This is a genomic window from Thermosporothrix sp. COM3 (genome assembly GCF_059696735.1).
Genome location: NZ_AP019376.1, coordinates 1,087,120 through 1,108,402, shown reverse-complemented (window position 1 = coordinate 1,108,402; position 21,283 = coordinate 1,087,120). Strand labels below are relative to the sequence as shown.

The 21,283-nt window shown below is 55.2% G+C and carries 13 protein-coding genes; 5 read left to right on the top strand and 8 right to left on the bottom strand.

From position 1 onward, the window contains the following. Nucleotides 1-80: 80 nt before the first annotated feature. From KTH_RS04755 to KTH_RS04745, 3 genes are all read right to left on the bottom strand, one after another. Nucleotides 81-1,892: an ABC transporter ATP-binding protein gene (locus tag KTH_RS04755; protein ID WP_111323312.1), complete on the bottom strand. Its 1,812-nt coding sequence runs from the start codon at nucleotides 1,890-1,892 to the stop codon at nucleotides 81-83. Between the two features lie 54 nt (nucleotides 1,893-1,946). Beyond that, nucleotides 1,947-3,755, bottom strand: coding sequence for an ABC transporter ATP-binding protein (locus tag KTH_RS04750; protein ID WP_170142637.1), 1,809 nt, complete (start codon nucleotides 3,753-3,755; stop codon nucleotides 1,947-1,949). Nucleotides 3,756-3,823: 68 nt separating this feature from the next. Further along, the gene (locus tag KTH_RS04745; protein WP_111323308.1) at nucleotides 3,824-4,114 is read right to left on the bottom strand and encodes a DUF1330 domain-containing protein; all 291 of its coding nucleotides are present in this window, start codon (nucleotides 4,112-4,114) and stop codon (nucleotides 3,824-3,826) included. 348 nt (nucleotides 4,115-4,462) lie between these two features. On the opposite strand from KTH_RS04745, the gene KTH_RS04740 reads away from it, so the two are divergent. After that, a complete protein-coding gene (locus KTH_RS04740; RefSeq protein WP_111323306.1) occupies nucleotides 4,463-5,701 on the top strand; it encodes an alpha-L-fucosidase in 1,239 nt (412 codons plus the stop codon). 495 nt (nucleotides 5,702-6,196) lie between these two features. Further along, complete coding sequence (locus KTH_RS04735; protein ID WP_111323304.1) at nucleotides 6,197-7,228, top strand: methyltransferase; 1,032 nt, start codon at nucleotides 6,197-6,199, stop codon at nucleotides 7,226-7,228. 74 nt (nucleotides 7,229-7,302) lie between these two features. On the opposite strand, the gene KTH_RS04730 is transcribed toward KTH_RS04735, so the two are convergent. From KTH_RS04730 to KTH_RS04720, 3 genes are read right to left on the bottom strand one after another with little or no spacing between them, the layout of a single operon-like run. Beyond that, on the bottom strand, nucleotides 7,303-7,515 hold the full coding sequence (locus tag KTH_RS04730) for a hypothetical protein (protein WP_137686005.1): 213 nt from the start codon (nucleotides 7,513-7,515) through the stop codon (nucleotides 7,303-7,305). Continuing rightward, the gene (locus tag KTH_RS04725; protein WP_111323302.1) at nucleotides 7,493-8,638 is read right to left on the bottom strand and encodes an S-methyl thiohydantoin desulfurase family protein; all 1,146 of its coding nucleotides are present in this window, start codon (nucleotides 8,636-8,638) and stop codon (nucleotides 7,493-7,495) included. The genes KTH_RS04730 and KTH_RS04725 overlap by 23 nt, the downstream gene beginning before the upstream one ends. Beyond that, on the bottom strand, nucleotides 8,639-10,210 hold the full coding sequence (locus tag KTH_RS04720; RefSeq protein ID WP_111323300.1) for a hydantoinase/oxoprolinase N-terminal domain-containing protein: 1,572 nt from the start codon (nucleotides 10,208-10,210) through the stop codon (nucleotides 8,639-8,641). A gap of 421 nt (nucleotides 10,211-10,631) precedes the next feature. Here KTH_RS04720 and KTH_RS04715 point away from each other — a divergent pair, with 421 nt between their 5' ends. From KTH_RS04715 to KTH_RS04705, 3 genes are all read left to right on the top strand, one after another. Next, nucleotides 10,632-12,809, top strand: coding sequence for a heavy metal translocating P-type ATPase (locus KTH_RS04715; protein WP_174843893.1), 2,178 nt, complete (start codon nucleotides 10,632-10,634; stop codon nucleotides 12,807-12,809). 118 nt (nucleotides 12,810-12,927) lie between these two features. Beyond that, the gene (locus KTH_RS04710) at nucleotides 12,928-13,212 is read left to right on the top strand and encodes a metal-sensitive transcriptional regulator (RefSeq protein ID WP_111323298.1); all 285 of its coding nucleotides are present in this window, start codon (nucleotides 12,928-12,930) and stop codon (nucleotides 13,210-13,212) included. A 186-nt stretch (nucleotides 13,213-13,398) separates the two neighbouring features. Continuing rightward, nucleotides 13,399-15,141, top strand: coding sequence for a cation:proton antiporter (locus tag KTH_RS04705; RefSeq protein ID WP_111323296.1), 1,743 nt, complete (start codon nucleotides 13,399-13,401; stop codon nucleotides 15,139-15,141). Nucleotide 15,142: 1 nt separating this feature from the next. Here KTH_RS04705 and KTH_RS04700 read toward each other — a convergent pair whose 3' ends face one another. Both KTH_RS04700 and KTH_RS04695 read right to left on the bottom strand, forming a co-directional pair. After that, entirely contained in the window at nucleotides 15,143-17,938 is a 2,796-nt protein-coding gene (locus KTH_RS04700; protein ID WP_497616721.1) for a PAS domain S-box protein, read from the bottom strand. Between the two features lie 229 nt (nucleotides 17,939-18,167). After that, on the bottom strand, nucleotides 18,168-21,197 hold the full coding sequence (locus KTH_RS04695) for a winged helix-turn-helix domain-containing protein (RefSeq protein WP_497616720.1): 3,030 nt from the start codon (nucleotides 21,195-21,197) through the stop codon (nucleotides 18,168-18,170). Between the last annotated feature and the right edge of the window lie 86 nt (nucleotides 21,198-21,283).

Sequence of the window (21,283 nt, the reverse complement as noted above, 5' to 3'; positions counted from 1 at the left end):
TCCTGTATAAATCGAGGCTATTTTTAGCGCTCATTTGTAGTATAGTATAAGGCTAATACGCTTATATCTGCAAATCATCCCTACTGGTTTTCCGGCTGCGCTTCCAGAATCTGCATCTTGAGTCGGTAGAGTTCAGCATAGGTTTTATTCGCATCAAGTAATTGTTGATGCGTGCCCACCTCCACAACCTGCCCGTTTGCCAGCACAATGACAACATCTGCGAGGCGGGTGGTTTCCAGGCGGTGCGAGACAAGAAAGAGAATACCTCCACGCCGCCTGTTCGCTTCCATCAATTGTTGAAAGCGTGAATAGACCTCATATTCAGCCTTCGGGTCAAGACTGGCTGAAGGCTCATCAAGTATCGTGATCAGCGGCTGACGACGCATGTGAGCCCGCGCGATAGCCAGCTTCTGCCACTGTCCCCCCGAGAGATCTCTTCCTTTCTCGAATTCCGCCCCCAGTTGGGTATCAAGGCCAGCAGGCAAGCGCTGCACGAAAGCGTCGGCGCCGGCCCCCTGCACTGCCTGTAGAAGGCGCGCATCACGCGAGATACTCGTGATATCACCAACTCCAACCGTTTCACGCACCAGAAAGTGATAACGCCCGAAATGCTGTTGAACCAACGTCAGTTGCGCTCTCCACGCCTCTAGAGCCAGCTCGCGCAGATCAATGCCATCGACAGTGATGCGTCCCTCGTCGGGATCATAGAAGCGACAAAGCAGCTTGAGAAGCGTCGTTTTCCCTGAGCCGTTTTCGCCGACCAACGCGATGGTTGCCCCTGCCGGCAGCGTCAGCGAGACGTCCTGTAATGCTGGTTGCTCGGTTCCGGGATAGGTAAAGCTCACATGCTCCACACACAAGCCACGTTCCAGCTTTTCGGGACATGGAAGCGGCTTCACAGGCTGCTTTAGTGGTGATCGATACGAGAGCAACGCAAGCAAGCTCTCGGCCATCCATCCCTGCTCAATCAAAAATGACGCCTTCATCAGCAGAGAGATGGAGCCGCTCAGGGTGCCGTTTAACAGGGTGACGCCAAGTGCAATCTGCGCCGCTGTGGCCTGATGCGTCCCAAGCAGATAGACCAGGAAAAGCAGGCCGCCACCCAGGCAAAGCCCCTTTGCCAGCCCACCAAACACCGCCGGACGCACATGCTGCAAACGGCCAAGCGCTCGAGCCCTGGTGACACGTGCCCTCAACTCGCGATATCTGCCCACGATCAGCTCACTTAAACCAAGCATCCGCAACTCTTTCGCCCCCTCTTCGCCAAGTGCCAGATCACGAAAGCGCTCGGAAAGGCGCTCGTCTGCTATGCTCTGGCCTGCATAGTGAATCTCTCGGGTCATCGCAGCGCCCTGGAAGAGCGCCGCCGGGCAAGCAAGCAGGATAAAGAGCAACAGCAGCGGGTGGATCTGCCACAACAGGACAAATGAAAGTACAATGGTGAACAATGTACTGATCCAGACAGAAAGGTTCAGGAAAATGTCCGCCGGTACATCCACTCGATCACGCACGATTCGCAATCGATCCGCATACTCCGGTGAGTCGAGGTGTTCGATTCCAGATGCAGTCACCAGCACCTTCATCAGACGCTGCGTTATCTCCTGAGCGCACTTCAGATACATCACATCCTGAATCTTGTTTACAAGAAGAGTACAGGAACCATTGATAACAGCGACGATTCCCAGAACCCCGGTCCAGAGCGCAGCCTGCATGCTATGACCATGATACAGGCCATCAATGATAGCGGCAGCAGCAAATGCGACTGCCACTCGTTCCAGTATAGTTTGAAAGAGAAAGAGTGCCGGAGTGGCCAGTGCACCGAATAGCCAGGCCTGGCAGGCGATCTGAGCCACAGAGCTCCATGCTTTCAGCAAGCTGATGATTCGCTTCATATGTCATTCCAGTTGTCTACAAAAACAGCAAGCTCTCTCAAGAAATGGAGGATCTTATTCTGTATCCTGTACGCGTTGCGTTTGGAGTTGATACCACTCGGCGTAGAGACCATCACGCATAAGCAGCTCCTCATGCGTCCCCTGCTCCACAATATGCCCATCAGCTAAAACGGCTATCTGAGCGGCGTTACGCACTGTCGTCAACCGATGTGAAACCAGAATCGTCGTTGCACCTCGGGTCAGAGTCAACCAGCGGCGGTTGAGTTCCGCTTCCATCCGAATATCAAGCGCGGCTGTAGGCTCATCAACCAGCACCAGAGGCGCGTTACGCCCCAACCGACCAGCCAGCCCGCGCGCCAGCGCCAGCCGCTGCCACTGACCGCCAGAAAGAGCAACGCCACCAATATCGGGGACAAGGAGCGTCTGCCAGCCTTGAGGGTATTTCTCGATCAAGGATGTTACTCCGGCCAGTTCTGCGGCTTCTTCAATGGCCGTGTGCTTGCTACTTCCAATCGCGATATTATCAGCAAGCGTGCCAGGGTAGCGCAAGAAATCCTGGAAAACGGCGGCAATCCGCTCCCGCCACAGCACAAGCTCAAATAGTCGGATGTCCTGCCCATCCCAGAGAATGCGCCCCTCATCTGGATCATAAAAGCGGCAGAGCAGTTTTATAATAGTCGATTTACCTGCCCCGTTTTCGCCAACCAGCGCCAGCGATTGCCCGGCAGGAATCGTCAGATTGAGGTCACGCAAGGTGGGCGTCGTACCGCCCGGATACGTAAACGTCACATGCTCAAACGTTATGGCCGAACGAAGCTCTATAGGCGGCTCCAGAGTACCCTGTATCTCAAGGCGTGGCTCTAGCTTGCTCAAGTGATGGAATGCCGTGAAAAAGCCGCTTGCTTTACGAATCGAGCCTGGTAGCTGCTGAAGCACAAGCAGGCTCTCAAAAAGCGTGGTCAGACCCAGGACGCCCGACAGAAAGCGCTCTGGTGCTATCTGGCCGCTTGAGACCAGATGAAAGGCCCAGATCAGCACGCTGGCCCCGATGGAGAGCTGCAAGACAAGACCCAATGTGCCACGTACCAGCTCCCGACGCTCTCCGAGCAGCACGCGGCGCATGCCACGAGTCCAGTAGTCACGCTGACGCCCAAGCAGCCAGGAACCAAACCCGTAGATACGCTGCTCCATCGCAACCTCACGATCATACGCAAGCGAGGCGCTATAGTCAGCATGGCGCAATTCAGGCGAATCTTCCAGCTTTACTTGATTTTGCACACCAGCATGCCGCCAGCTATACACCATAGCCGGAATACCTGTCACGATTATAAGCAGAGGCACCCACCACCCGAACGGCAACACAATCACCATTGAACTCAAGACCATTGCACCCCAGATCGTCAGCATACTGGCCACCCGAACAAACTGCGCAGGGTCCTGTGCTCCCTCTTGAGCCCGATGCACCAGATCGCGTTCTCGTGCATCCTGCCAGTGAGCCAGGCCAGGAAGCCGCGCCAGATCTCGCATCAGACGTATATTGAGTTCGGTAGAAAAACGCATGATCGTTTGCTGCTCAAAATAGCTGACACAGGCATCAGCAGCCATGCTGGCAAGGACCACACCACAAAGCAACGCCGTTTCCCCAATAGTTCGCCATAAGGCAGCCTGCGAAGCCAGAACAGCGGGTGCATCAGCGATAATCCAACCAAGAGCAACGAAGGTGACAGCAGGAGTAATACCACGTAGAACAAGCAGAAGCGCGTAGCCACCAAGATGCCAGCCACCAGCACGAAACAACAGGCGCAAAGCAGAGAAGAAGGCTACGGATTCGTCAGAACGGGTGGAGAAAACACGCAGTTCCACAAAAAATGCAGACTCTCTTTCTAGCATATTTCATCCTGGAAGAGCTTCTGCCCCTCCAGGAAATGCATTCATTCTATTCCCTGTACCAGAATTCCTCTGCTGGTCGAGGCACTGAAACGAATGGCTCTCACTTTACTGTATTCCGGGGAATCATACCATGCACGAAAGTGCTGTTCGTCCTGAAACTCGGCAATCACAATACGCTCGGGATCCCAATCGCCTTCAATCGTCCAGGTCTTCCCGCCGCGTACCAGGAACTTTCCGCCATACAGATCCAGTGTCGGCTGAACCTGCTTTCGGTACTCTTCATAAGCCTTCGGGTCTGTAATTTTGACATCAACAATAAAATACACCGACATCTTTTCATCCTTTCTGCAAAAACAATGTACTTTATTCCTTTATTGTATACCATTATCTCTTTTTTTGCCAGAAGTGTCTGTCTCAAAGACGCTCTCCAGATCGCGCATGGCTCTAAAGAGATCGAAGGTTGCTTGCTATTTACCGCTAAACACAGTATACTTGCTTCAAATATCTATTTCACATTTGCATATTTACACACCTGCAAATTCACCTACCGAATGCACTATACTGCGCATTATTCAGCGCAAGCAGAGGAGACATCAGCCTCTACAAATCCATTTTGCCTGAAGGCATACACGATTTTTTGTAGAGTGCTCCCCTGGATCCTCAAAAACAGAGGGAGACAAATGCAATCACCTCATACACCAACAAAAGAACAGCTCGCCTGGCAGGATTGGGAGCTTGGCATGTTCTTCCATTTCGGCATCAATACCTTTACCGGGCGCGAATGGGGCGACGGCAGCGAGGACCCGGCCCTCTTCAACCCGACAGAGCTTGACTGCCGCCAATGGGCCCGAGTCGCCCGAGAAGCAGGCGTACGCTATGCCCTCCTGACAGCCAAGCATCATGATGGCTTCTGCCTCTGGCCGACCCGAGTTACTGAGCATTGTGTGCGTAACTCACCCTGGAAAAACGGTCAGGGAGATGTCGCGCGCGAGTTCGTCGATGCCTGCCGAGCGGAGGGTATCGAGCCCGGTTTTTACTGCTCTCCCTGGGATCGTAACGCGGCCTGTTATCCCGATCCAGCCGCATATAGCGACTTCTATGCCAAACAGCTAGAGGAACTTTGTAGCAACTATGGCCCGCTCTCGGTGCTCTGGTTCGATGGGGCAGGTTCAGACGGCTACACCTATGACTGGCCACGCATCATGGAGGTCATCCACCGGCTTCAGCCGCAGGCGCAGATCTTCGGCATGGGAGATCGAACGGTACGGTGGGGCGGCAATGAGGAAGGCTTTGGTCCTCCTGATCTCTGGCTTACCATCGATGAGAAAAATCAGCGAGCGCTTCCTGAAGATAGTCAGCAGGCGCTTCCAGAGACGGCGCGCTATATTCCGGCTGAAATGGACACTGTGATCAACCGCAGCGGCTGGTTCTGGCATCCCAACTCGCAAGAACAGCTCCGCAGCCTTGATGAGCTGGTTGGCGTCTATTATCGCTCGGTTGGTCATGGTGCGAACCTGTTGTTGAACCTTGCGCCCAACCGACAGGGATTGCTTGATGAACACGATGTGCAGCGGCTTATGGAGCTCCGTCACGAGATTGACCGCCGCTTTGCACATCCCGTGGGCAGCGCCGAAAACGGAACGGATATGCTGGAAATTACACTCGATAAGCCCGCATTAGTCACGCGCTTTGCCGCAATGGAAGATCTGCAACAGGGCGAGCATGTACTTGAATGGCGTCTGGAAGCCGAAGTAGAGACATATCATACGAGTCCCTGGCACCTTCTGGCAAGCGGGAACGCGCTTGGTCATAAGCGCCTGGGTGATTTCGCGCCCATTACATCGCGTCATTTCCGTCTGCGCGTTCTGCGGGCCTATGGACAGCCACGCCTGCGCAGCCTGACACTTTACGCACCGTAAAGGAAGAGGGGGAGGCATGCGCAAAACATGTCTCCCTCCTTTTCCCTAGAATGCATCATCCCCAGATCCCTCTTTTTAACCAGACAAGTCGCTTATTGTCTCCTCCGTTTCTGCTATATCTCGAAGTACGTATTCTTTGTTACACAGGAAAATATTCTCAAAATTTACACTTTTCTCCTTGTTAGCACACCCTTCAGTACTATCTCGCTTTTTCTTCTTGACAGCGAAGAATCTCTATGTTAGACTCTCCCCAAAGAACACTTGTTTTATGCTGAACTGGATGGTAAGGAGGCGAATGTGAGCAAAATCTACTGTTTTTTCTTCTCGTTTTGCATACTTTCCGCTTTCCTTACCCTTCGCTCAGTTTGCTATACGCGAAAAAACCGCTTCGTCCATCACAATAACAGCATATCAGGATTTCCCCATTCACGAACGCTGCATGCTGTTTTTGTCTTCTCTCAATCATTGTTCCACGTTAGAAAGGCTCCATTCTCTATGCATGAAAGGCAACAGAGCAACCCGCTGACAGCTCCTTCCATCTCGCTGCTAACGCTCAATTTTGGCATCGTGGTTTCGGCCTGCCTGCACACAGCTGTCAAACTGAAACTCGCCGAACATTTGCACCAGGATGCTCGCACCCTTGACGAACTTGCACAGCTCAGTGGGACACGACCGGAGCGGCTTGTGCGCATCCTGCGCGTGCTCACCGCTTATGGCATCTTTCAGGAAACGAAACCCGGAGTATTTTGCCAGACACCCATGTCCTGTTATCTGTTGCCCGATTATCCCGGCTCTGTTCACACCATGATCTTGATGCGCGATCAGCTCTATTGGTGGCGAATCTGGGAATTGACGCACGAATGGGTACAAAGCGAAACGCCGCTCTTTGAACTGACCTGGGGTGAAAACTTCTGGGAATTACAGCGAGAAAAGCCAGAGATCGCTTCTCTCTTCAATCAGGCTATGCTTAGCCTTTCACGTGTAGTTGATACCGCGCTGGTGGACGCCTACGACTTCTCGCAGACAGGCACAGTCGTCGATATAGGGGGCGGCTATGGAAGCCTGCTTGCCTGTATCCTTCAGCGCCATCCTCACCTTAAAGGAGTGCTGTTTGAGCAGCCTCACGTACTCGACGAGGCAAAAAAACGGTATGAGGAGGCAGGTCTGAGCCAGCGTTGTACCTTCGTTACCGGCAATTTTCTAGAAACCATCGCGACCACAGGCGACTGCTACATTCTCAAAACAATCCTGCATGACTGGGACGATCAACACTGCATCACTATTCTGCGTAACTGCCGCGCCGCGATGCAGGCCGGTGGACGCATCCTTGTCATCGAGCTCCTGAATGAGTATTCCAACCCGTCACCGTATCCAGCTCTGATGAATCTTTATATGGGCGCGCTTTTTAACGGGAAGGAACGTTCAGCAGAGGAGTTTGCGGCGCTCTATCGTGAGGCGGGTTTTCGCTTTTCACGCGCGATCCCGACCAACAGCATTTTCTCGCTGATCGAAGGGATTGCTGTCTAAAAGCCAATTGAGCCTTACCAGAAATAGATCAGGAAAGTTTCAGGCGTGGACCAGGAGGTGAAACATACCGAAGATCACTTATCAAGCAAACGTGCATATAGCTTTTCAGCGAAGCTCATCTGCATGCTATGCTCATTTTCATGAGCCGGAACCACCGAGGGAAACTCGTCAAGCGCTTCCGAACGGCACGCCGCTACATGCCGTCGCGTCACGATGATGCGCAAACATGCAGGGTGAAAGAAGAAGCCACGGACAAAAGGAGTGTCAAAGATAGCGCTCCTTCCCACGAGGGACACCATGCTCGCGATAATATGCTGCAAAGCGCCGCTCAAGCGGCACGAAGGGGATATCGTATCCGAAGGCACGCGGCTCCCAGACACGCAATGCCTCAGAGGTGCGCAGGATCTCGGGCGAAGGAATTGCAATCACTGTGACGCGCTGCCCATAATGCAGCCGTTCGGTCGTGATCGCCGTTGCAACCTCGCTATCCAGAACCGTGATGAGGTCAGGGACACAGGCCACAACCTCCCCATCACGTCGGGCAACAAGGTTCTCGTTCTGGAATTCAATGAGGAGCTCGCTATCCTGAAACGCCTGCAAGCCACGCAGCACGGCACGACCACGAGCAAACCCGCCCTCGGTGCGGCGCACAACATCAACAATTTTGCCCTGAAAGAGGACGATGCCGCGACCATACCACGTGTTTTGAGTCGCAGCACACAACACCTCTATCGGATGTTGCCGCTTCTCAGGCGCATGCAGTACGGCACGCCCGATATCAATACAGGTGGAAACGGTATGGTGCACGGCCATCTGGCGATATTGCTTACCCGTCACTACATAATCAACAAGATGGGCCAGGCCTCCCATGCGCATCGTAACGCCTCGGGCCAGCCATTCCAGTTGCATATTATCGGAGGTTTGAAGCATAACGATCGAGCCACGCTCATCAGCCAGCCAGGCCGGCGAGCCGGAGGCTCCATAGACATGGAATGTCACCATCTGCAACTCAGGAAACGCGCGCCCCATCCCGTCGCCATCGAGCACCGGAAGATGGGCATGTGCTGCCAGAAGAAAGGGAATCTGTGAATTGATACCGCCGCACTCCGTTGGTGTTGTCGCGCTCACACGCCGGCCTAATGCTTGCTCAACAGCACGTAACAGGCGCAGTGTCTCCCGCCCCTCGGGAACCTTCTCGAACAGGACGGTAGGCGCTCCCATAATGCCAACCGGCATCACCAGCGCATCATCAGCGAGTTCCGAAGGATCAAGCAACGAGATCGGGCCGTTTTCCTCGATTGCCTGCCGGGCCATCAGCTTCCCGATCAGAGGATCACCGCCGCCTCCGGTTCCCAGGATCGCTGCACCAATAGCCAGGTACTCAAGGTCTTGTGCTGTGATTTCGCGCATCTATTGCCTCGTTTCCTTGCTGCTCAGGTTGCCTGCAACTTTTACCTTGATCCGAACGGCATTGCCTGGCAGATAAGCAAGCGGAATCTCATCGACATCGATCACAGAAAGCATAGTGGGATCTGCGCCCGCCTTGAGAGCCTCAACAATGGCTGCCTGTCGTGCCTGTTGAAACGCCTCTTCACGCGATTGTCGTTCCAGCGAGAAGATGTGATCGATTGTGCCCGACACCTGCGCAATGGCCGCTCCAATCGCGTTGGCGACTTCAAAGTATTTGGGACGGTAGACCTGCGAGATGCCTATCATCCGCCCGGGCAACAGGATGCTTCCGCCGCCAACCGCGACAACCGGCACATCCTGTGCGCTGAGCTTGATCCGGTCAATGGCCTGCTCAAGCATGGTGATGCCCTGCCGAAAGGCGCGCTCAATCACTTCGGGGACAATCGTCACGCGATTCCGTTTCCCTAAGACAGCCATGCCTCGCGCAACCGCGACATCAGTCATGGTAAAGGTCTTGCCGCCGAAACAGAGCGCCTCTTGCATCAGCCGATAGCCGACGCTCTCCGGCCCGATACGAATCGTGGAGGTATCCCTTGCAACATGCACGACAGACCCGCCACCCAGGCCGATCGAGATAAGGTCAGGCATACGAAAATTGGTGCGCACGCCGCCAATTTCAACCGCTAGAGCCGACTCACGAGGGAAGCCGGAAAGCAGCACGCCAACATCCGTTGACGTCCCACCGACATCGATCACGATGGCATCTCGCAGCCCGGAGAGGAACGCCGCACCGCGCATACTGTTCGTCGGGCCACAGGCAATGGTCAGAATCGGGTAGTGCAGCGCCGTCTCAAGCTCCATCAGCGTTCCGTCGTTCTGTGAGAGAAAGAGCCGAGCTTTGATGCCAAGCTGTTTGAGTGCCTCCTGAAATGCCACAGCGATGTGACGGGCGACCGGGGCCACAGCAGCGTTCAGGATGGTGGCGTTCTCGCGTTCCAGCAAACCGAGGCTCCCGATGTGGTGAGAGAGCGAGACAGGCGTTCCCGGGCCTACCTCCTCGGCGATGATCTCGGCAGTCGCCAGCTCGTCTTCATCGCGCACAGCGGCAAAAACGGAAATAACGGCGAAGGCCTGCACTCGCCCTCGAAAGGATCTGACCGTCTCGCGTACAGCGACAGGGTCAAACGGGGAGATGACACGGCCATCGTATTCGACGCCGCCAGGCAGCACTGCATACGGCCCCTCAACCTTCTCGCGCAGGTCGGCAGGCCAATCAACCAGCGGAGGGATTGCCCGCGTTGCAGGCGCTCCGAGCCGGATAATACCCACACGCGTTAATCCCTTGCGCTCGATAATTGCGTTGGTAATCTGAGTTGTGCCAAGCATCGCGTACGTGATGTTCTGGGGGGGTATTCTGGTTCGGTCAAGCAGCCGCTGCACTGCGTGGCTGATACCCCCAATCACATCGGGCGTGACGGGCGTTTTTATCATGGAGACAATGCGGCCCTGCTCATTGAGCAGCACCGCATCTGTATTGGTTCCGCCTACATCTATTCCCAGTCGATAGCGCATGGCTGCTCTCCTCTCTCGCGCCTGGTAAAATGATCTCCCTCCCCTTTCTAATCAGTGTACACAACAAACCGCAATCCGCTCCACTGAGATTCGGGCAATAGGAGCAAAAAGAACAAACATGGGAGGGCTTTTTCTCTTCCTGATCCATGCCTTTCTTAATAATGTATACCCCCTATAGCTATATATCATACAGAGAACCCTATACGTTCTCCGATATCTCACTACAGGCGCAAAGCACTACAACCGCTTGTTATCGGCGCTTCTTCCTGCATGGGTGATGCCTTTTTCAGCCAATTTTCAAAATTCATCACACATACCCCTTGACATACCCAGTCAGGGTATATATACTATACATACCCGCCGGGGGTATAGATCATAAAGAAATTATTCCAGATCTTTTCAGGAAAAGGATTTGCATCATATGCAGCATAATCATTCAAAACACGCAGAGACAGCAACGCGTAATGTCCACCACGGCTCAAGGGCAGCGCATGAACAGCACTCCCATGAGCAACACGCAGAGCATCATCATATGCATCATGAACAGCACATTACGCAAAGTGGTAATCAGCATGCGCCTATGCAACATGGGGGCCATACAGGACATGCAGGCCATTCGGAGCACGCCGGGCATAGTGAAGCGATGTTCAAGCGCCCCTTCTGGATCTCGCTTGTCCTGTCGATCCCGGTCGTTGCCCTGGCGGAGATGGTTCAGCACATGCTTGGTTATCATCTCCCGACCTTTCCCGGCTCGGCCTGGATTGAACCCATCCTCGCCAGCGTCATCTTCTGGTATGGTGGTTGGGTCTTCTTGCGAGGCGCGTTTGATGAGTTGCGTGTCTTCAAACCCGGCATGATGACGCTGGTTGCGCTGGCGATCTCGACCGCCTACATCTATAGCCTGGCTGTTAGCTTCGGACTCGTCAGCGGAATGCCCTTCTACTGGGAGATGGCAACCCTGGTCACCATCATGTTGCTTGGTCACTGGATGGAGATGAGGGCCATCGGTAGCGCCCAGAGCGCCCTGAAAGAGCTGGCAAAGCTCCTTCCAGACGTTGCTGAACGCATCACGCCATCGGGCACCGAGAAGGTACCGGTCAGCGCCCTTCAAATGGATGATGTGCTGCTGGTACGCCCGGGAAGCCAGATTCCAGCCGATTCCGTGGTTCTTGAAGGCGAAAGCCAGGTCAATGAGAGCATGATTACCGGTGAGTCGCGCCCGCAACACAAGCAGCCGGGCGAAGAGGTCATCGCCGGAACGGTCAACGGAAGTGGTTCATTGCGCGTGCGCGTCGTGCGTACAGGTGAGAAAACGATGCTCGCCGGCATCATGCGCCTGGTCGAAGAGGCACAGCAAAGCCGCAGTCAGGCTCAGGCGCTGGCTGATCGAGCCGCCTACTGGCTCACCTTCGTCGCCGCCGGGGTCGCACTCATCACGCTGATCGCCTGGACCATTGCTCAGGGCTTCAATGATGTAACGCTGGAACGCGTCGTCACAACACTGGTTGTCGCCTGCCCTCACGCGCTTGGCCTGGCCATTCCGCTGGTCATCGCGATCTCTACAGCGCTCTCAGCCAGAAACGGGATTCTGGTTCGCGACCGCCTGGCTCTGGAGCAGGCTCGCAAGTTGAACGCCGTCATCTTTGATAAGACCGGCACCTTGACAAAAGGAGAACAGGGGCTGGTTCGCATGCTGACACAGCCAACAGTGCGCGAAGACGAGGCGCTGGCCCGCGCCGCCGCCATTGAAGGCGATAGCGAACACATTATCGCCCGCGCCCTGATGAGCGCCGCCCGGGAGCGTCATCTGTCGCTGCCACAGGTCAGCCAGTTCCAGGCCCTGCCCGGCCGAGGCGTGCAAGCGCAAATCGAGGGACGCACGTTCCAGGTTGGCGGACCACGCTTGCTGGCACAGGCAGGCGTACAACTACCGACGGCATTCGTAGACACGGTGCGCGCGTGGGGGCACAGCGGTCAGACCGTTGTGTACTTGCTCGAAGAGCGTACCGTACAGGCAGCATTCGCGCTGGCCGACGTGATCCGCCCGGAGAGCCGGGAAGCCGTGGCAGCGCTGAAAAAGCAGGGTATCCGGGTTGCAATGCTCACCGGAGACTCGCAGGAGGTGGCTGAGTGGGTGGCAAAAGAGCTTGATATAGATGAAGTATTCGCTCAGGTCTTGCCGGAACATAAAAGCGAGAAGGTCAGGGAATTGCAGCGCTCCGGGGCGAAGGTGGCAATGGTGGGTGATGGTGTCAACGACGCTCCTGCGCTGGCTCAGGCAGATGTCGGGATCGCAATCGGTGCGGGCACAGATGTCGCTCGGGCCTCTGCCGGAATCGTGCTGGTGAAAAATGATCCACGCGATATCCTGCGCATCATCACCCTGAGTAAGGCCAGTTACCGAAAAATGCTGCAAAATCTGGCCTGGGCAGCCGGTTACAACGTGATCGCGCTTCCGCTGGCCGCAGGAGTCCTTGCACCGCTTGGCTTTGTGCTTCCGCCAGCATTTGGCGCAGTGCTGATGTCGCTCTCGACCATCATTGTTGCACTGAATGCTCAGTTGCTTCGGGGCCTGCGTCTGAACGATCAGAGCGCCTGACAAGCGCTTACAAAGGGAACTCGGGAATACCCGGGTTCCTTTCCACTTCGGCTTGACAACCTCCCCGCATTCTCTTATGATAGGGTGCGGGGGTATCGAGAACATACGAAGGAGTATCATGGCATCACATCACACCACAGACGAAAAACAAAAATTGCTGACACGCCTGCGCCGCATCGAAGGGCAGGTGCGCGGCATTCAACGTATGGTAGACGAAGATCAATATTGCATCGATATTCTCACCCAGATTGCCGGCGCACAATCAGCCCTGAATCAGGTTGCGCTGAAGCTCATTGAGAGGCACATGAATCATTGTGTGACAGAGGCAATTCAAGAAGGAAAGGGAGAAGAGAAGATCAAGGAGATTATACAGATTCTTCAGCGCTATACTCGCATGTCCTGACAGAAGCACCCTCCATACAATATCACACCCCAAACGCCGGAAACACCTGCTCCGGGATCCGGCGCTTTTTTATGCAGCCCCAAAGCGCTTCTCAATCGACCAGGTACAATAAAGAGAGACCCATTCTTCTTTTACTATACATGTTTGTAGCAGTGCGCCCACCCATAACGTCAGATAGAGAGCGGCATGCACGGTTTTCCAATACTCATTAATATGACGCTGGCTCTGGCGGCGGCCTTTATTGGCGGTTTTCTGGCCCATAAGCTCCGTTTTCCCCCGATGGCTGGTTACCTGCTGGCAGGCGTCGTCATTGGCCCGCTTACGCCGGGGCCATCGGGTGATCTGAACACCATTCAGCAGCTCGCCGAGCTCGGGGTAATCTTTCTGCTCTTCGATGTCGGCCTGCACTTCTCGATTCGAGATCTATGGGCGGTGCGAGCAATTGCGTTTCCCGGGGCATTACTCCAAACCGGAGTCATCACGCTGCTGGTCCTATGGCTCTCACGCTTGTGGGGCTGGTCGCTGACCTCAGGCGTATTGCTCGGGATCGCGATCTCGATTGCCAGCACGGTTGTTATGCTCCGTAACTTTATGGATCGCGGGATCCTCAACAGCCTCGCGGGCCGTATCGCACTTGGCTGGCTGGTCTTTGAAGATATTCTGGCGGTGCTGATCCTGGTCCTGCTGCCCACCTTCTCCGCCGCGGCTTCCAGCACCTGGTGGCAGATTACGGGGCTAGCGCTGCTGAAGGCACTCGCGTTTATTGTGCTGATGCTGGTTGTTGGTGCGCGCCTGATTCCCTGGCTCCTCGCGCATCTGGCGCACGTTCGTTCACATGAGCTCTTTACCGTTGCGATCATTGTGATTACGCTCGGGACGGCGGTTGGCGCATCGCTCCTTTTCGGGGTTTCGCTGGCTCTGGGCGCGTTCCTGGCAGGGGTCGTCATCAATGAATCGCGGCTCTCACAGCAGGCAAGCGCCGAGATACTGCCCTTTCGCGAGATGTTCACTGCCCTCTTTTTTGTCTCCGTGGGGATGCTGGTCAATGTCTCCTCGTTCTGGACAGCAAGCAGCATGGTGCTCATCATTACCGCGCTGATTATCGGCGGGAAATGGCTTCTGACGCTGCTTCAGGGTGCCTTTTTCATTCGCTCAGCAACGACAACCCTGGAGCTGGCAGCCGGGCGCAGCCAGATCGGTGAGTTCTCGTTTATCCTCGGCGAAACCAGCATCGCCCTGGGCTTGATGGCAAAGGAGCAGTATTCATTGCTACTGGCCGGGGCACTCCTCTCGATCCTCCTGAACCCGCTGCTCTTCTGGCTGATTCGGCCATTGAGAGCAGGGATACAGCACGTTCCTCCGCTCTGGCGGCTCTTTGAACGTCAGATCCCCAAGACGCTAGAAGACCGCAGCATGTATCAGCACGTCATCGTTATCGGCTATGGCAGGGTCGGCGAGCATATGGTCAGCGTGCTGACACAACTGCATATTCCACATCTGGTCGTAGATCTCGATGTAGAGCGCGTTGAGCAGCTAGAGCGTCATCACATCCCCGTTCTCTATGGAGACGCCGCAAACTCCGAAATTCTTCGCTATGCCCATGTTGAAGATGCGCGTGCAGTTGTCATCACTCTGCCTGATGAAACCAGCGCTCAAATCGTGGTCGCGAATGTTCATGAGATGGCTCCCGGTGTGCCGATCATCGTTCGGGCCGCCACCAGAGCGGGTATACAGCAGCTCTTCGCGCTCGGTGCGACCGATGTCATTCACCCTGAACTGGAAGGGGGGCTTGAGATCGTGCGCCAGACGCTCACCTATCTTGGATATCCTGAAGAAGATGTGACGGCATACATAGATGCAATACGTGCAGATCGGTACCATTTCCCGACAGAAGAAAAAGGCTCCGAAGGTGCTTCCGGAGCCCGCTGACCTACTCAGACAATGGCAGGGTGAACCAGAAAGTCGAACCCTCACCCTCTTTACTATCAACACCGACTTCTCCCTGATGATCTCTGATGAGCTTCTGGCAGATGTAGAGGCCCAGGCCCAGACCCACACCGATCTTACTACTTGCCTGTATGGTTGGCTCCTGGTAGAACTGTTCCCAGACCTGTCGCTGCGCCTTCGGCGAGAGTCCCGGCCCCTGATCACGAACCCAGACCCGCACCTGTCGCGGCTCCACATCCAGTCCAACTGTCACAGGCTTATCAACAGGCGAATACTTCAGCGCGTTCGTCAGATAGTTCAGCAACACCTGACCGATTCGATCGCGATCGGCCTTCACCTGAATCCGCTCCTTTGGCGGCAGCTCAAGCCGAATCTCGCGTTGCGGCTGAGCACTCTGCTGATCAAGCACCGTTTCAGTGACAAGCTCGTAGAGGTCACAGAGGCTCGGGTGTATCTCCAACCTGTCGCTTTGCGCCCGCGAGATATCAAGCAGATCGTTAATCAGCCGATTCTGCACCCGAAGCTGCTGCTGACAGCGATCAAGGAAGCCCTGTATGTCATCAAACGATTGCGCCAGGTGTTCGGGCAGCTCCTCTCGTTGCTCTATCCGCTTGATACGCCGCATCGCGAGCTGGACATTCCCCTGAATGGCGGTCAGAGGCGTCTTGAGCTCATGTGAGATGATGCTGAAGAAAGCTTCCTGTTTACGCTCTAACATCTTCTGTTCGGTAATATCATTTATAACCACAACACCAGCAACAGTATTATTATGCTCATCTTTAATAGGAGCACCGCTCATGGTAATAAAGCCGATAGTGCCATCACCACGCAGGTACTTCACAGTCTCTGTCGCATATTCCCCATGTACAGCGCGAGCAAGCGGCCATTCATGCGGTTGCATTGGCGTTCCATCCAGATGCCAGCCAGTCCACTCATTGTACTGTTCTACGTTTTCTGCATAAAATAGCTTTCCACGAAAAATTCGTTCAACCTGCTCGTTTCCCATCATGATACGCCCCGAAGGCGCTTCAGCAATCAGCACGCCAGAAGGCAGGTTCCGCAGCACCTCTTCAAAACGCGACCGCTCCACAGCCAGCGAGTGCAGCAAGCGAGTACGCTCTTCCTCTGCCCGCTGACGCTCCGTGATATCCATGTTCACGCCGATAAAGCCGGAAAACGTGCCCCGGGCATCATAACAGGGAGAACCGGTAACAACCAGGGTACGATACTCTCCATCCGCACGACGCATACGCGCCTGATCCTGATACGTTCGACGAGCTTTATGTGCAGCCGTACGCGCTTCTATAATCCTTGACCGATCTTCAGGGTGAAGTAGTGAAAGCCAGCTCATGCTATCCTCTCCCTCTTTCACCTCCAAACCCGTGAAACGCTTCCATAGCTCATTTGCATAGATGACATTGCCATGCTCATCTGAGCGCCAGATAATCATAGGAGCCTGATTTGCCAGCGTCCGAAACATCTCCTCGCTCTTCTTGAGGGTGCTTTCCACATGCTTTTGAGCTGTGATATCATGAGCCGCCAGAGCCAACCAGCCAGACCGCCGGCTCTGAGGATCGGCAACTAAAATGATGCTGAGCGCAATCACTATCTCTTTGCCGCTACTCGCATTCCGCAGCTCAAGCTCGCCCTCCCATTGCCCTGTCTCGTGTACCTGCCTCAGCGCCTCCTGCAAACGCTGACGCACCTTCTGCGGAAAACAATCCAGCAGCCGGAGCGAACGGGGTGCAGACTGAGCCGGAAGACCAAGCATCCTGCTACAGGCAGGATTATATTGCAGCAAATAGCCATCCAGAGAGACGGCACAGATCGCATTCGTTGATTGCTCAATAAGCAATCCCATCCGCTTCTGTCCCTCCTCCACGTTCTTCCGCTCAATACCGAGTGCGATGCCAAGCGACACTGACTCCATTGCATGGAACGTTGCCCCGGTCAGCGGATTGCGTGTGAACACAACCATTACCCCGACGGCCCGCTGCTCAATCATCAAGGGGAAGCCAGCAAAAGCCACCATCCCCGCTTTCTGGATTGCTTCCCGGCCCTCGGGAGCGATATCGTCAAGCAGGGAGTTGGTCAGGATGGGCCGCTTCGTTTGCACGATCTCCCCTATAAGCTTCGATTGAAGCGGAATGCGCATATGCTCAACCCGGTTCTCTATGGGCACCCCGGCATCCGCCTGAAGCTCCAGCACCTTTTCTTGCTCATCAAGCGTCCAGATACAGGCCCGCTCTGCTCCAAGGTTCTTGACAAGCGCTGCGGCACAGTGTTTCAACATCTCCTGCAAGGACAACTCGCGGGTAAGCGCTATGCTAACATCCATGTTCAACTGAGCCAAGCGCAATTGTTCTTCCAATGCAGCTTGTATCTGATGATATGCTGTTACCTCACTGGTAAGAACAAGAAAATGATTCAATGCGCCCTGGGCGTCAAAAACAGGCAGAATCGTCACATCCCACCAATGCCTCTCACCCTTTTCGTCACGCATATCGCAGGAGACTGTTTTGATCTTTCCTGATCGTGCATCCTTCAGCATAGCCTCTTTCTGTAATGGCGCGTATTGTTGCCAGAAGTAGAGCCATTCCTGCTCTTCTGCGGTCACAGTTGAAGCGCTTTCTGCCGAGGAAAGAAGTGGCTTCCCTTCAAGGTCAAGACGATGCATGGAGGTAGGGCGAGAAAGGTACAGCGGTGACTCCCCCACCTGCTGAACTGTATCTAGCGAAACGGAGGGGGGATTCTTCTTTTTATTGAAAGACTTGGTCATCAGGGTCGCTCCTTTTAGAGAAGGCCTCTCCTTCTACTCGATAGTCATTCATCCATTCTCAAATAGAAAGGAAAACAGGAAAAGCACTTTCTGCGGTCCGTAAACTCAACTATAGCATGCACTCTTACGCTTCGCTTTTTGCTATCGACGTGTTGTTTTCCCTCTATAGAGTAGATCACGTTTGTGACTGCTCTGTGAGTTCACCACAAACACAACAAGAGCTTTCTCACTACTTCTGCTGAGGCAAGAGCTGGAGCGCTCTGGCAACTGAGCATGCCTGCTGCCGCGTATTGACGCCAAGCTTCCGATATATACTGCTCACCTGCGTCTTGATCGTGTTGACCGAAACAAACAGCGCACGCGCGATGTCGCGGTAGGAGAGTCCTGAGGCAAGCAGGCGCAGAACATGGAGCTCCCGGGCACTCAGCGGCTCAACTGGCTCCGCAGGCTGTGCTGAGCCCGCAGCCCTGACAATCTTCTGTATGACGAGCTGGAGCGGTCTTTCATGGAAATGCGGCGCATGCTGCTGCAAGAGGGACAACAGCGCAGGTCCCTCATCCAGAAAGCGACGCAAGAACTGGACACCGCCTTCAGCGCGGGCCTGGTGCAATGCTGCATGCAGCAGGCTTCTGGACGTTTGCTGTTTTGTTGCCTGAGCAAGCAGCAGACGTATTTCCAGCACATCACCCTGGCGATCGTCCTGTAAGGCTGCATCAAGCAAGGGGGCAAGTATAGCGTGAGCATCCGCACAACGACCTTCCGCCAGCGCCAGACGAGCAACCATACACTCCTCGCGCTCGTGTAGCAGACGCCTATGAGCATGCCTGTCTCGTTGACGCTCATTAGCCCACTGACGCACCGCTTCAAGGTTGCCATTCAGCCAGTAGAGCCGCACCAGCGCCAGGCGAACTTCACTCAGAAGAGAAAGGCGCAGTGGCAAATCCAGCGCTTGCAGCCGTTCCAGGAGCGCCTGTAGCCGCTGGATGGCATGCTCGCTCTGGTTGCCTGCCTGTTCGAGACGAGCAAGCAAGAGTTCAGCATGCATAAAAAGCTCCTCGTCACCGATCCGCCCGGCATAGGTCTGTATCTCCTGGACGGCCTCTCTGGCATTCTCCACTTCATTCCACTCATAATGGATCGCCGCAAGATTCAACCGCAAACGCATCACATCGTCCTGATCTCCCTGCTTGCTTGCTTCTAGCAGAGCGCGCTGATAATGAGCCGCGGCCTGGCGCAACCTGCCTCTAGCCGCCAGCACAGCACCCTGCAACGCAAACTGCGCGCGCGCTAATCCCTTATTCCCGCTCTTCTCAGCGTTTGCCAGTGCCTCCGCGAAATAACGTGATGCATCCAGCAGATGACCCTCGTAGAGCGCCCCGATACCGATAATGCCCAGACAACTACTTCGCCAACCCTGCTCTTCTGGCAGCAACCAGATAAGAGCCTGATGAGCCCAGGTAACAGCTTCCCGCATCTCGCCTCGCTGCCGAGCAAGCGTCGCCCGAAAGGCGAACACTTCTCCCAGACGAGATAGATTCCCCTCGCTCCTGAACCCCTGCTCGGCTCTTTGCAACGGCTCTTCAAGCTCTTTCATCTCTTGAGGAGGGCGGTTATTCAAAAGTGCCGCAAACAGTTGCGCCTCCGCATAACGCAAGCAGAGCAACGGATAACGCCAGAGCAACGGCTTCGGGAGCTGCTTGAGCCAGCGCAACAGCGTATAGTGCTCGTTGACCAGATGAAAATAGCGCAGTCCAACCCGAAACTGCGATTCGCTGACCATGCGCAGAATAAGCGCCGCGGCCCGCTCCATATCCCGCACCTGAAGCGAGCATTCAACCGCATCGACAAGCAGCCCTTCCCGTTCAAACCAGAAGCTCGCTTGTTCCAATGTCGCCTGTACCGCCTCATCACCCAGACGACGCCGCGCTTCAGCCTGCATAGCCTCAGCAAACAGCGGGTGATAGCGATACCAACGCCCTTCGCTATCGAGCGGTTCCAGAAACAGGCCGCTCTGATACAGCCGTTCCAGTAGATATGTCCCTTCGTCAGCCAGCCCGAGCACTGCATCACAGAGCGAACCCGCAACTCGTGGCAAGCCGCCAGTCAGCAGTAAGAAACGCTGCAGGGGCTCGGGTTGCGCATTGAGAGCCTCTGTCACAAAATACTCGCGAAGCGGACGTGTGCTCCCCGCAAACCGATCGAGCTCCCGCAACGATTGCCGACCCTGAAGCGCCAGTGCAAGGAGTCGCAACCCGGCAGCCCATCCTTCAAGCCGCGCGTCAAGCCGATGTAGCGTTTTCTCGTCTGGCAGGCGCTCAAGAAACTGGCGCAGAAAAAGCCGCTCCTCCTCAAGCGAGAAACGTAGATCGCTTGCCTGAACTTCCCCCAGTTCGCCCCGAGCACGAAAGCGCGCAAGCGGCAAAGGGGGTTCCGAGCGACTGGTAAGCAGAACATGCAAAGAGGGCGGAAGGTGTTCAAGAAAGAAGGCAAGCGTCTCATGAATACGGGGCATCGTGATGAGATGGTAATCTTCGAGCACCAGAATCCCAGGCTGATCGCTCTCAGCAAGCGCGTTCAGCAGAAGGGTCAGCGCGTTTTCAGGCTGTTGTAGCAGGGAGGCGAGTAGTTCCCGAGCCGTACAGGTAGCATCGCGATGCAGTGTCTGGCAGGCTGTTATCACATAGCGCCAGAAGCGTGACAGATCGTTATCAGCCTCATCAAGCGCAACCCACGCAACGGGCAACGCCTGGCGCTGTAACCACTGACAGACAACAGTTGTCTTGCCCGAACCAGCCGGAGCAGTGACCAGCAGCATCTGACGCTCACCAAGCGTGTCAAAGAGCTCAAGCAGCCGCTCCCGTCGAATCAACGAGGCAGCCAGGCGCGGCATTCGCAATTTGACCGCAAGCAGCGGCGGATCCGCTGGCTCGGCTTCAGCCTCTTCTGCAAGCTTTTGCGCGATATGCTCAAGATACTCTAACGTTAGCAAAGCATCGCGCCCGATATACTGCTTATGCGTGCGTCCGTTGCGCCGGCGATATCCATACCAGTAGCCCGAACCACGCTTGCGCGACTCCTTCCGCACGGTCATATGCCCATGCCTGCCCACAAAGCGAAACCCCGAGCAAGCGGCCAGATTGGAAAACCAGTCTGCGTCCTCGGTCTCGCTCCGATACAGGCGCGTCTTCCCCGCTGTTTGCAGCTCATAGGCCTGCTCTTCCTCGCACCAGACAATGGCCGTCAATCCGCGTTGCGCCATCGCATCCCTCCTTTGATTACCCAACACCAGAAGCATTACTATAGCAGAATGAGCGCCTCCTGACAATCCATCGGCGTTGGGTAATG

Excerpts from the sequence above, each read along its gene's own strand:
- KTH_RS04755 (WP_111323312.1), bottom strand. The coding sequence starts at position 1,892 with ATGAAGCGAATCATCAGCTTGCTGAAAGCATGGAGCTCTGTGGCTCAG.
- KTH_RS04745 (WP_111323308.1), bottom strand. The coding sequence starts at position 4,114 with ATGTCGGTGTATTTTATTGTTGATGTCAAAATTACAGACCCGAAGGCT.
- KTH_RS04740 (WP_111323306.1), top strand. The coding sequence starts at position 4,463 with ATGCAATCACCTCATACACCAACAAAAGAACAGCTCGCCTGGCAGGAT.
- KTH_RS04735 (WP_111323304.1), top strand. The coding sequence starts at position 6,197 with ATGCATGAAAGGCAACAGAGCAACCCGCTGACAGCTCCTTCCATCTCG.
- KTH_RS04725 (WP_111323302.1), bottom strand. The coding sequence starts at position 8,638 with ATGCGCGAAATCACAGCACAAGACCTTGAGTACCTGGCTATTGGTGCA.
- KTH_RS04720 (WP_111323300.1), bottom strand. The coding sequence starts at position 10,210 with ATGCGCTATCGACTGGGAATAGATGTAGGCGGAACCAATACAGATGCG.
- KTH_RS04715 (WP_174843893.1), top strand. The coding sequence starts at position 10,632 with ATGCAGCATAATCATTCAAAACACGCAGAGACAGCAACGCGTAATGTC.
- KTH_RS04710 (WP_111323298.1), top strand. The coding sequence starts at position 12,928 with ATGGCATCACATCACACCACAGACGAAAAACAAAAATTGCTGACACGC.
- KTH_RS04705 (WP_111323296.1), top strand. The coding sequence starts at position 13,399 with ATGCACGGTTTTCCAATACTCATTAATATGACGCTGGCTCTGGCGGCG.
- KTH_RS04700 (WP_497616721.1), bottom strand. The coding sequence starts at position 17,938 with ATGACCAAGTCTTTCAATAAAAAGAAGAATCCCCCCTCCGTTTCGCTA.
- KTH_RS04695 (WP_497616720.1), bottom strand. The coding sequence starts at position 21,197 with ATGGCGCAACGCGGATTGACGGCCATTGTCTGGTGCGAGGAAGAGCAG.